6 protein-coding genes are annotated in these 13,498 nt (G+C 39.4%); 4 read left to right on the top strand and 2 right to left on the bottom strand.

All coding sequences use genetic code 11. From position 1 onward, the window contains the following. Positions 1 to 111: 111 nt before the first annotated feature. Positions 112 to 1,110 carry an NADP-dependent oxidoreductase gene (locus V7161_RS15835; protein WP_335713944.1) on the bottom strand — a complete coding sequence of 333 codons (999 nt, stop codon included), beginning with the start codon at positions 1,108 to 1,110 and terminating at the stop codon, positions 112 to 114. Positions 1,111 to 1,151: 41 nt separating this feature from the next. Continuing rightward, positions 1,152 to 1,487, bottom strand: a complete 336-nt coding sequence (locus V7161_RS15830) for an ArsR/SmtB family transcription factor (RefSeq protein ID WP_335713943.1) — start codon at positions 1,485 to 1,487, stop codon at positions 1,152 to 1,154. 332 nt (positions 1,488 to 1,819) lie between these two features. On the opposite strand from V7161_RS15830, the gene V7161_RS15825 reads away from it, so the two are divergent. From V7161_RS15825 to V7161_RS15810, 4 genes are read left to right on the top strand one after another with little or no spacing between them, the layout of a single operon-like run. Next, positions 1,820 to 4,057: a vWA domain-containing protein gene (locus tag V7161_RS15825; RefSeq protein WP_335713942.1), complete on the top strand. Its 2,238-nt coding sequence runs from the start codon at positions 1,820 to 1,822 to the stop codon at positions 4,055 to 4,057. 26 nt (positions 4,058 to 4,083) lie between these two features. Next, complete coding sequence (locus V7161_RS15820) at positions 4,084 to 7,443, top strand: tubulin-like doman-containing protein (RefSeq protein ID WP_335713941.1); 3,360 nt, start codon at positions 4,084 to 4,086, stop codon at positions 7,441 to 7,443. A 24-nt stretch (positions 7,444 to 7,467) separates the two neighbouring features. Continuing rightward, the gene (locus V7161_RS15815) at positions 7,468 to 9,633 is read left to right on the top strand and encodes a hypothetical protein (protein WP_335713940.1); all 2,166 of its coding nucleotides are present in this window, start codon (positions 7,468 to 7,470) and stop codon (positions 9,631 to 9,633) included. Then, the gene (locus tag V7161_RS15810) at positions 9,630 to 13,475 is read left to right on the top strand and encodes a hypothetical protein (RefSeq protein WP_335713939.1); all 3,846 of its coding nucleotides are present in this window, start codon (positions 9,630 to 9,632) and stop codon (positions 13,473 to 13,475) included. Before V7161_RS15815 ends, V7161_RS15810 begins: the two co-directional genes overlap by 4 nt. Positions 13,476 to 13,498: the final 23 nt, after the last annotated feature.

Genomic DNA, 13,498 nt, shown 5'->3' with positions numbered 1-13,498 from the left:
ATACAAAAGACTCCACTTTGAAAAAAGATTGATTAAAAGAGAGTGACTTTTATAGAATCATTAAAAAGAAAAAATGGAAAGTTAGGATATATTTTTTGCTTCGTTTGACAACTATCTGATTTTTAATATTATTTTCCCTTTCGCCCTACCTGACTCCGCATATTCCATCGCTTTTTGAGCATCTTCAAAAGGAAAAACTCTATCAATTATAGGTCTGATTTTACCAGTCTCAATAAAGTTTGCGATTATACGTAATTGCTCTCCACTTGGCTTCATAAACAAAAACGTATATTGAACATTATGCTTTTTTTCAAGCAAGGAGAGTTTATGACTTGCTGCTGAAAACAACAACGTTTTAAAAAATCCGGAACCATATTCTTTACCAAAGCGAGCATTCGGTAATCCCGAAACGGAAACAATTTTTCCTCCGCTTTTTATCACTTCGAATGATTTTTCGAGTATCTCGCCCCCAAGTGTATCAAATACGGCATCATAGTTTTTCAATATCTCTTCAAATTTTTCTGTCTTGTAATTTATAATTTCATCTGCACCAAGAGATTTTACTAAATTCGCACCAGCAACACTTGCAGTCGTTGCAACAGTGGCACCCATTAATTTGGCCAGTTGAATAGCAAAGGTGCCGACACCACCAGCCCCAGCGTGAATTAAAATCTTTTGGCCTTTTTGTAATTGCAAAATGTCTGTTAGAGCTTGATAGGTGGTTAACCCAACCAGTGGGATTGATGCTGCTTCTTCAAAGCTCAAATTTTTAGGCTTTAAGGCGATGTCATCCTCATGAATTGCGATATATTCAGCAAAAGTACCGATTTTACTCTTACGTGGACGTGCATATATTTCATCACCAACTTTAAAACGAGTCACTTTTGCGCCGACCTTTGCAACGACACCAGAAAAGTCATTCCCTAAGATAAGAGGCATTTTATATTTAACTAACAATTTCACTTTCCCATCGCGTATCTTAAAATCAACAGGATTAATACTCGCTGCATGAATTTCTGCGAGTACCTCATATTCACCAATTTCAGGTGTGGGCATTTCAGCCAACCGCATTGGAACTTTCCCATACTTATCAATAATCATTGCTCTCATTGCCTATACCTCCAAATAATATGAGTTTAAATTCCATCATTTCAATAAAAGTTCTGCATGAACGTATCAATATCCAACACAAGCGTTCTTAATAAACCTAATTCTGTACGTACATTAATATAATAAAAGTTTTTTGTCCCTTCTTTACGCATTAAAATAACACCTGCATCTCGTAAAATCTTAAGATGATGAGACACAGCAGGTCGAGAAAGATGTGTTTGTTCTGTGATTTCACCCACACGTAATCCTGTTTGACAATCCGTCCCCAATAGAACTAACAAGATTGATTGGCGTGTTTCATCACCAATTGCCAATAGCACTTTTTGACAATTAATAAAATCCTCTTTGATCCTATTTAGCTGGTCCTGTTTATTCATTCAGTAAAATTCCTCCAATAATCAGTTTAATGGTTTAAGTTGATGAACCAAATAACTGAATACAACAATATACTATCGTTAGGTTAGGTGCAATATTGAGAAAGAAAATCGAGACGAATACATCTTAGAGGGGAAGCATCAAAGACTTTTAATGTTCTGCATCTTAAACACAGCTTACCTCAGCCTATTTTTTGATAAGGGTTGAGGTTATTTTATTAGTTATAGATTTCAAGCTTGGGTCATAACCAATGGACTTCCTGTATAAAATAAAATGAACTATCAAAAAATGTAAATTTACCGTCTGTGTTGATTACTTGAAGGGAGTTCAATAAATGATAGGTAAGTATAAGCAGCTTGTTGTGACGCTAATCCTGTTTATTTTTCCCTTTTCTTTCTATACGGCAAAGGCTGAAGCGAAAACGGATCCTCGAATTCCCAAAAATAAAATTGTTGCGCTTGTATATGATGATTCGGGTAGTATGTGGGAACAATCCGGAGCAGGTGGAAAACGGCCCATTGATAATTGGAAATATGCGAATTACGCACTTCAAAGCTTCACGGCTCTCTTGGAGAAGCAGGATCAGCTAAAGGTGGTATATATGAGTTCACCAACTGTAGCGAATCCTATTGAATTAGATGAAAGACTACGTCAACACGAGATTGATCAAATTCGAGCATGGCAGGGGAAAAAAAACACTCCATTGGCTTCTTTACATACGGCCATAAATGAATTGAATAAAGCGGCAGAGAATAATAGAAACTCAGATTTTTGGTTAATCGTATTAACGGACGGAATTTTTAATGAACTGAACCATCTTGACCCATCTATTCCGACCACCCAAATTGATGCGGATAAGAAGGCACTTTTCTCTAGTTTACAAGATTTGAAGGCGAAGGTGGAGAAAAATGGAACTAGTATCCACACCACCCTGATACCCATTGAGACCTATCTGAACCCTGAAGAATTATCCATCATGGCTGATTTTAAACAGCAATGGAAGGAAAGCTCAGGGGGGCTTGTCTTAGAAAGCAAGGGGCAGCTGGATATTATTCAACGGATAAATGAGGTTGCTGCTCTCATGACGAATCGTGATCCAGACGAACAGGAGCAGTTTGATTTAAATCCTGTTTGGGAGGGGAATCAATTAGTCCTGAAATCGCCTTTCCCTTTAAGGAGAATTACTCTCCTTGAACAGTCACCCGAAGAGAATGCGTCCTTTCAAATGAAGGAATTTTATATGAACAACGAACGAATTGAAAAGGGGATGGAGGGGCCATTTAAAGTGAAAACCCCCGATGACCCTGCCCAATTAAATCCTCCCATTCGGGGTACCTTCACGCACTTTAAGAACGTGAATGGGGATGGTGTGATCGAAAAAGGCACCTACAAAATCGTATTTGATAAGAAACTTACGAAAGAACAGCAGAAGAATATTGAGGTCGTAGCGGAACCGGCGATTGATTTTAAAATCGGTTTCCAGAAAATCAACAGCAATGGGAGTCTGACGAAGGATTCTTCTGTTTTCTTTAAAGGCAGTAAAATGAGGGTAGAAACGACTTTGTTGAAAAGTGACAGCTCTGATGAAGAAATTGATATCCGCGATATTGATGTGGGAAGTTTGTTTGAAGTGGAAGCAAAAATAGGTCAAAACAATCTTCCGCTTAAATATGATCGTAAACTTAATAAATTCATAGGGGAGTTTACAATAACCAACAACGAAAAAATTCCTGTAAACGTAAAGGTCAATATTAAGGGTTTCTATCAACAAGAAAAAGATACGAGCCTGCAGGCACTTCCTACTCGAAAATTGAGTTTAGTCGCCAATACCGATGCTTGGCGTGCACCGTTAGACAAACTGGATCAGGCACAACCCCTTGTGATCACTCCAATGGTTAATGGGGAAGAAATGACCTCCGAAGAGCTTAAGAAGATCATGAATCACCTTAAAATAGAATCACCTGGCAATATAAAAATTGATACGAAACAAAAAGGGAACCAAATTTACATTTATCCAAAGAGTTTATCTCCTATTTTTCGAACATCCGTGGGGGAAGTTCCCCTGCATATTACGCTTCAAGGCCAATACCCTAATGAAGTCGCCGAAGGTACTTTTACACTGACGATTGAAGATATCTCCATTTTTAAGAAATATGGCAAGGATATCATTAAGGCTCTAATCCTGCTGGCCCTTATTGCGTATTTGATTGGAATCATCATTAAACCGAGGTTTGACAAAAATCGTATTTCCATAGAATACAAGCAGAGCCGAAAAAGAGAAAAACTGCGAGAGGCACGTGTGATGACAGAGAATTTCCATACGAGCTGGGTTCAAAGATGGCTGGTGCCCTATTTGGCTGAAAAAAAGAGGATTAGCGATTTAGTATTTAAAGCGGATCGAAAGAAAGACCGGGTGTTGCTAGTGAAAGAAAGCCAATACGCTGACTTGATTGTAAGACATGAAAAGCTTTTGGATAGAAGTAAAAAGGCAGACATTGCGATTTATCATAACGATGAAATCCAAATTGAGAGAAGTAACAGCTATTTGGTATACACGTTTAAATCACATTAATAAATTCCTAAGAGGGGGCAGCCAACATGAGCTTTAATGTTCCAACAATTTTAATCGGTTTAGGCGGCATAGGCAGTAATATTGCCAATATGGTATATGGTCGGATTCCCCCTGAGCAGCGAGGCAGAGTGGCCATTCATGCTTTTGATACAGATGCGAGCAGCATCGCGCAATTGGATCATTTAAGAAATTGTGCGACCCAAACAAGCACGAACCATTCTGTTAATGAATATCTACAAGCGAATAAAGAAGTCATAAAATGGTTTCCGAATAATCCTCAAATAAAACGGAAAACGATGACAGATGGAGCCGGCCAGGTTCGGGCTGTTTCAAGACTCGCCTTTCGCTCAGCGATGTCTGAAGGGAAACTGAATCCTTTGTGGGACGGCATTGAACGAATATTTCCAGTGGACAGCGATTCAAGATCGTATAATGTCCGGGTGATAATTATTAGTTCCCTAGTGGGAGGAACTGGTTCCGGGATTTTCCTGCAAATTGCTCTCTATTTACGGGAAATGCTCGAGCGCAAATTAGGCTCAGAAAGTGTATTAATTCGCGGCGCTTTTTTACTACCTGATATTTTAGTAAGAAGTAATACGCTGGATCAAAATGAGTGGGAAGCCGTCCAAGGGAATGGCTACGCCAGCTTAAAAGAACTGAACGCCATTACCCTAAGTGCATCCGGAAATCATAAGCAAAATGTGACCATTGAACTTGAGTATCGCCCTAATCAGATTGATTTAGAGGGCAGGACAGCACATGCCATTACCGATAAACATCTTCCCTATGATTTTTGCTTTCTTTTTGATTATGAAAATACGAAAGGGCAGCATTTGACAAATGTTTCCGAGTATATGGAACAGGTGGCACGGACAGTGTATCTGCAGCTTTTTAGCCCGATTTCGGCAAAAAGCTTTTCACAGGAAGATAATCAAATAAGAAGCTTAGTAGAATCAAATGGGCAGGCAAGGTACTGTGGGTCTGGTGTCGCTTCCTTAACCTATCCGTATGAAGATATATTGGATTACTGTGCATTAAAATGGTCTGTGAATGGATTAAATGACACCTGGCTTCGATTAGACCAGTTATTTCAAGAAGAAAAAAAGCGGCATGAAGATGACGAAAGAAATGGAATCCATCATGAAAAACCATTGATCCGAGAGCTTTATGTGAAATACTTTGATCAGATTGTAAATAACCAAGAAAAACCCAATCCCTTTTTCCGTCAGCTTGATATGCAGGTTCACCAAATCGAGGATAAAGGAAAAAAAGGCTCATTGAAGGCGGATTTATTTTTGCATGAGGTTGAGGAATATGCAAAAAGGGTAATTAGAGAGGATGAAGAGTTAAAAGAGGATTATGAAGAGCATTGTAAGCTTGATGCAGGAAAACTAAAAATAAAAGATCAAGTAAAACAAGAAATAAACCGGATGGAAACAGCCTTGGAAGACTATGCCAAAGAGATCAACAAGAAAATCAATGAAAATAGTCATTTCATTGCCTACCAGGTAATCGATTCTGATTATCATTCGCCAAATGGCGGGGACGGAAGCAGATTCCATTTAAACACGTGGTTACTTAAAGAGGAATCACCCATTCATCCGGTAGGGGTACGGTATATCCTTTATAGCATTCACAATAAACTAATCAAGAAAATTTCCAGTTTAAGAGAAGAGAACCGACTATTGAAGGAGCAGATGAATCGATATCAAGACATCTATGATTTAGACCGCAATGATGGTGACGTAGATGACGCAGTCCGCCGCGTTGATAAAGCCTTAAAGCAGGGTTTCCTTTCCAGTATGTTTAGAAATAACTTTAAAGATTTTATCAATGAATATACGGAAAAGGCCACGCATCAGTTTAATGCGCTGAACCGTTATAAATATTCGATGCTGTTAGAACAAGTCTTTTCAGCTCTCAATCAATCCATTAAGGAAATGATTGCCGATTGGCAAAGGTTCTTTGACAATTTAATGGAGACAAAAGAAACACTCACAGGTGAGATTCATCAATTGGCCAGGAAGTTTGAGGGTGTCAGTGACCCGACGAAAACCTTCGTTCTGGCAGATAAGGAAATGCTGGAACAAACCTGGGAGCGGATTCGCCAATCGGTAGATAGCGGGTTCTTACCAGAGAGCATCTCACAAAAAATTTATTTAAGTCTTTACAACCGCTTCATCGAGCGAAAAAATAATCGCGGGGCAGAGGAATTTTATAAAGAAACAAAGGTCGAAGAGTTTTTTAAGGAAAATGTGGTGGCTTTTTGCCGGAAGGAATTGGCGAATAAGCATCAGGATCAATTGGATTTAACCATTATTCAAGCATTAAAAATAGAAGCGGGTAGATTAGATAGGGATGCGGACGATTACATTTATCGGAAGATTAAGGCGATAGAGGAGCTTGCTCAACCTTTTGTTCCCATCACGAGTCATTATCGAAGCTTGAAGTTCTGGGGACTCCATTCTGAAAGCTTTAATTTACTCAGTGAGATGGAAAAGAACGAGTTATTTAATGATAAGCAAATTGTTGAAAATGCGTTTAACCGGAATGAAATCGTTTGTTATCGTGCCCATTATGGATTATCGGTCAGTGACTTTAGCAAATTTTCTTCTGGAAAAAATGGTAAGCCGCCAGGTGTATATTATGAGGCCTATCATCGTTTAGTGAACAAGCTGAATGAGGATGAAAATCGCACGATTACGCCTCACCTGGATCGAAATTGGCATCTTCCCGCCTATATGCCAGACTTAAATCCAGAACGGGCTGAACTTGAAACCAATCGCACGGACCGAGCTTTAATACTTGGGGTGATCTATGGGTGGCTCCAGTTGGTCAACTCAGATGGGAAAAGAGTCTATCAATATAGTGGAAATCAGGGCACAAAATTATTACTGAAATTCGGAGAAAAGGTGGAAGAAGATACGTTTTTGCTTCATGAAGCCTTACCGCATAATCCTGTCATCTATGATGAAATTTTAGAAAGATTCCAAGAAACGCAGGAAAATCAAATAAAAAATAATCGAAATATAGAAGAACACGATTTTATGCTGGGTGCTTTAGAAATCTCAAAAGTAAAAAAAGAAGGTATCAGAAATATTTTAGATTTGGTGTTGGCTTATGATCTGGAATTTATCTCCGATCCCTCTTTAACAGTAAGGGCTGATCGGTTACGACAATGTTTGTTAAATGAAATCGTGGAATACTTTATGAAGGTTATGAAACCGGACTCAGCCAAACGGGAAGCGGCAAAGTTGATTAAACGACTCTGGGCTGAATCACTTGTCAGATATAAAACGGCACAAGATACAGAAGAGTTTAACAAGTGGATGAATGATATTAATCATAAAATGAGTTCATTAAATCAAGAACAAGTATTTGTATAAGCTTGTGATAAAGGACTGATTCTGATGCACTCCATTGTGATACATTTTGGCAAAAAGTATGAAGATTGGCACCTAGTCGAGCCATTTTTTTATAAGCTGCAGAATCATAACGAAGTAATCTTTTACTGGGAGGAGGACTCCTCCTCTCAACCTCTCTATTCCACATTAGCGGATAGAATGATTGAACATTTAGACCGTCTTCGAATAAAGGATTGGCAGTTGATCATTCTCCTGAATCTAAATGATGAACGAAATCGGCATTTACGTTTAACGACGCAGCTATCAGAAATAAGGAGAGAACTACTTACACCTTTAAAGGACAAAGGTTTTTATCCGCTTCAAACCATTTTACATTTAGTTGATATGATCAAAAGAAATTCTCATTACGCTCCAAACGAGGCAGAGTTAAAAAGGTGTTGGGAGCTGGATCATTTTGGTTATCTCGAATCAGACCAACTAGCTTTTGGAATGGGCAATGCCTTTACGAAACAGGAAATAAACAAGCTGGATGAAGAGTGGGGGGACACAATCCGGCTTCAAGATATTGTTTTAGACCAACCAGATCATGAATTCATGTTATCTTTAAAAGATAAATGTGATCGGGTGAGGAGCTGTCTTAAACAGTTGACCAGTCGAAAAAAGGAGCTTTTGGTGAATCTAGGAGAGGTTCAAGCTCATGATAATTGGATGACCTCTCGGCAGCTCGAGATTGTGTTGGAAGATTTTAAGAATAAGCTAAAGCAAATAATGACGCCCCCTTTAACGCAATCGTTAACGAACTTTTCGCCATCAAAAGAGCTTTCAAGCAGCTTGAAATTTCATGTGGGAATCCAAAGTGAAATCGGTGATATTCGGTTAATTCGTCAAGAAATCGACCAAAGCTCTCATCGGGAAAGAATGAAAGGATTTTTGGAACTCGCCTATTTCCTTCTGACCATATGCCACCATCCATCCCTTATTGAAAGGATGGACAAGGGAAGTGCGAGTGTGATCCAGGTGACGTTAGAAGAGGAGCGTTTAGAGAAATTACTGAAAAATTATTATATCAATCTGGTAAAGGTGAAAAAGCAAATAAAGGATCAACTATTACTCCAAAACCAGTTTCATACCAATCGATTTCAGGATGATGAATTTGCCCCGTATACGGCAACAGCGATTGAAAAGAAAAGGGATTTCAATCCTCCACTCTCGAAACATTCAAAGATTACGTATCATTTCTTTGACCAATGGCAGGATCAGCTTTATAAAGCAGAAACCACCCTCATTGATCGTGAAAGGGAGCTTCTTCAAAAATCAAGAGAAGCCCTCAAAAAATTGAATGTAGTAAAAAGGAAAAATGAATTTTTGGAAGAGGAAGAATGGATTGAGATTAATGATTATAAACAGGAATTGGTTGAAAAGATGAGTCTTGTGCACCAACAGGTAATCGACACAGCGCCTTCTTCGTCAGAAGCTCTTTCTGCCTGGAAAAATCATGTGCCAGGTGCGAAAAAGAAGATGCATTTTCTCCTAGAATTGATTCCTAGCCAGCGCCAGTACCAGACGATGGGAGCACTCATTTTTTTAATTTTAATCCTGCCTTACCTGCATATGTGGGCAGCCACCACATCTCAGGGAGGATGGACATTCAATTTTGCGATAGTCTTTGTTGTGATCCTTGCTGTTACCTGTCTGGGATATTTTTTGACAAAAGGAACTTCCCATCGTCCGATTTGGAAATTTCAAGAACAAACCTATGAGCACATTGATAGAATTTATCAAATGCAAGTGAATTCCCAGCATCAATACAATCATTACCTAAACCAGTTATTCAAGCTTTTTTCGTTACGAAAATATCACGAAAAAGTATCTAGCATTGCAGAAGAGAAGAAGGAACAGAATCTGCTGCAGCGCTATCACCTTATTAAATTAGAAGAATTTGCTTATATGGCCAACCGGCTGCTTCATATTCTGCAAATGAATTTCGAACAGGACACGGCTAATAAAGAACGTAGTGTTCCGGTGATTAAAATGGAAAAGAGTGTAAACGAGAATCCTATTTATTCACCCTTTCAGCAAGCGGGCTTGCAGGAGGCTGGGGGAAATGGGATCGAAGTATATCTTGGCAGTGCCATTGAACAATATCAATCAACTTATTTCAATGAAATTGATCAAATTCGGATCCAAGAGGATAAGGTGTATAAACTATGAACTTACTTGCATTATTGTTAGGAAGTCTAGTCGTCTTTGTGATCAGTTTCATCCTCCTTTATACGGCAAATTTATCTCAGGAACATCGTTATAAGCAGCTTGTGCTCCCGGCCGCAGCCCTAATCACTTCCTTACCTTTACTTCTATTAGATGATAGTTTCACTCGTTTTTTTGAAAAATTCCTGGATGAACAAATGTCCAGTTTACTATCGTATATCTCGCTGTTAATCAATCTATCGTTTTTGGTTGTGTTTCTGTTGGTAAAATGGTGTTGGAGAATGGTGGGGAGGCTGTCTGTACAACAACCGGAACAAAAGCCGATTAAGTACCGCTGGCTAAGCTGGATCGACACACTTCCGAAAAAAGCTGCAGCCATCTTCTATCCGGAAGATCTCGTAAATAGAACAAAAACGAAACTATTTGTGCCGGGAACTGTTTCGCTGGTGTATATCAAAAGCCGTGGACAGATCCTTTTGAAAAAGGAATGGACGTACCTTTCATGGTTTTTCAAATATGCTAGTATTTTCCCATTTGTTTTACTGGTGCTCCTTATGATTGCCAGTGTATATCATTTATCGTTGATTCAGTATTTACCTAAATATCCGATTATCTCCATTGTTCTGTTGATGGAGATTGCCTGGTTCTTAAATGGGCGAAAGGCTGCATATAGTGAAGGCTTCATTGTTGGGGACGATGTCATCTCAACAAGGCTTGCCACCTATGAGGTGTTATTTAAACAATACAAGGAACTATGGGAAGACCGCTTGCTGGCAGATGGGATCATCACAGAAAATAAGCTTATTCCTCATCGAACCAATCATTTTTCCTATGAGAATCTCTCGTCTGACCCGGAACATCAATTGATTATGAATACTATTTGTGAGGGAATAAAGAAAAGAAATCTGATCATCGATGAGAGTTATACGAGGATGATGTTAGAAATCATTCAAGAACATGATGTGTTGATTGAGGATGTCATCTACGAAGATTTCTCTTCCTATTTTTTTCCGGCATTGTATCATTTGTTGACGAAAAATAAGAAGATCTTGATCATTGCCCATAGCCATCATGCTGCTGAGGAAGCTGTAGTATGGCTAACGAATAGAATTAGCGAAGTGTCCGGGATCGATCAAGTATGGAAGGTAAGCACTTTTGCAGATGCCCTCGAGCAAAACATCAATTCCGATGTTTTGGTTGTTTCACCTGATATTTTGCAGGAGAACCGATTCTTGCAATACTTAAGCCAGTTAGAAAAAACAAAGAGATTGGAAGGCATAATGCTATTACAGGCAGAAAAACTGATTCCAACCTATTCCACCATTCTGCATGCGTTTAACTCGAATGTAAGGGAGCTAATTGGCAAAAAACCGCAGTATATCATCCTATCAGAGTGGTATGAAGGATTAGAGCCTGCCATCCGTACAGTCTTGCAATGCGAGCCAAGAGATCTCGTCGCCTCCTCGAGCATTAGTCAAAATTTACTCTATATGGTTTGGAAAAAAGAAGGAGAACATTTATTTCAGCAAACCATCCTTCCGAAGATGTCGCACCGACAGTTAGAAGCGGAAGTGGTATTATCCTTGCCAGCTATCAAGGCAAATATTGAACCCGTTCACTTCATCCATCAGCGGAAGACCACAGTGAAAGAAAGCATACAGGAAATCATGGATGCGAAGTCGGCGTTATTTGAGCTTGGTTTTGATTTAGAGACATTGGATCATTTTTTTAAAAGGATGCGAATACATGAACGAAATCTTTCCATTCCGAGTGATGATTTCTCCTTTCTACTCATTCGAGACCATCACTACAATCTAGTGGATCGTTTGAATATGTGGAAAGGTGCCGGCAAAATGGCTTCCTTTGTGCATATCGTATCCCCACCCTATTTAATTCGCGATTATTTAGCAAATCAGTTGGAGTTTTATATGAGCACCAGTCGGACGGTTGCTCCATTGGCTCCACGCTTATCTCAATCGGTTTGGAGCATTGCCTATTACCTATTAGAGCGGTTATGTCATTTTTACCTGAACGAGGAAGAAATAGAGAACTACTTAAGCAAAGCGAAGATACATTCCTACCGCTCAGTGGTAGAAGGTGTTCACGAGTTGTTCTCGATCGCTTTTGGTCCTAAATTGACCTACCGATTGAATATCGAATCTAGAGAGTTAGTAAAGTTCGACCGTACGAAAAGGGATTTTGTAAGGCAGAGCCAATTTCGGATTCCGTATACAGCTAAGGAAAAGATTTTACCAAGAGGGTTCCGTTTTATTGAGATTAGGCATAACAACAAGTGCATTTCAGAGATTTTTGAAGGGCATATCTATCAACAATACCTGCCGGGTCAATTTCATTCCTTTAATGGCGAACTTTACAAAATTCAGAATGTGGATCTGGAGAATGGAGTCGTGGAAGTCAGCTTTGAACCGCTTTTTGAGCAGAAATATTACCGTCCTAGAATGGAATATCAAATTCGTAAGTTGACAGATGCAGGCAGCTATGAAAATAAAACCATTTCATTTGACCGGGTGGAGGTCAGCATTCGAGAGTTGCAGGCGGATGTCAGAGTTCACACATGCGGCTATGTGGAATTAAATCAAATGTTGAATCTAAAATCGATGAAGGTTCATTCCTTCCATCCAGATAAGGAGATAATAAGGCAGTATGAGAACGGCCATCTACTAAGAATGGCAATTCGTGCAAAAGATGGAACCATTCAAAACCCGGCTCAAATTAAATTTACGCTCGCATTATTGTTAAATGAGTTGTATTTGTCCTTATTTCCGGATACACATCATTTTGTGAAGGTTTGTGCCCGATTAGATGGTTCATTTTTTGATGAGACAGACACCATATCTAAAAAGTTACAACTGATTACGCCTTCCTTACGGATGGATGGTGAGACGGAAGACGAGGGGCAGATTATCTTATACATGATAGAAGATTCTCCTGTCCACCTCGGAATTTTGGAAGCGATTCGAGATAATTGGGAAAAAATCTTTGATATTCTGAATGACTATTTGTATTGGTTATCAAATGAAAGTAACGGTAAAAGTGATTACCTTCATTTTGGTTATGACAGGTATCCAACAGAACTTGCCTTACGTGAAACCTATTTAATGATCGATGAGCTGTTAACAAGGAAAAAACTACGGGAAGTACGGACAGAATATCTTGGACGTTTAAATGATGGAGACAACCTAAAAATGAGTGGCGGCGTTACTCAATGCGTGTTCTGTGGAAATGTGTTTTCATCCACTCAAGTTCATCAACTCGATGATGGCAGGCAAAGATGCTTTACTTGTAATGAGACGGCCATCGACGATGTTTTACAGGTTGAGCCGCTCTATAACCAAGTTCGTCAATTATTCACTGAATTATTTTTAGTACCTTTGCCAGCAGATATAGAGCTGTCGGTGCTCAGTGCAGCAGAGATCCACAAAATAAGCGGCTTACCTTTTATTCCGGAAGCGGGGCAGCCTCGGTTAACCGGTAAAGCAAGCATGGATGTTCATGGAAAGCTTAAAGTTTTAGTAGAAAATGGATCGCCAAAAATCTACACGCTTGCTACTTTAGCCCACGAGCTGACCCATATTTGGCAGTTTGAAAATTTAGAAGTGGAAAGGCTAACGCATGAAGAGATTGAAGGATTTGCCTCTTGGGTGGAAGTACACATGATGACCCATCTGGGAGAAATCCCTTACGCCAACCTGCTCAAACAACAACTCCTAAACCGGGAAGATGAATACGGCAAAGGCTACCGTCTGATCACTGAAAAATTAGCCAGACAATCAGATACTGCTAATCCGTTTGAGTTGTATGCTGCTGAGGAGGTTGGGATGTAAAAGATTCCACAGGGACGGTTCTC

Source organism: Neobacillus drentensis, from assembly GCF_036965425.1.
GTDB lineage: Bacteria > Bacillota > Bacilli > Bacillales > Cytobacillaceae > Neobacillus > Neobacillus drentensis_F.
The sequence above is the reverse complement of the archived record's forward strand: the minus strand, read 5'-3'. Positions and strand labels throughout refer to the sequence as shown.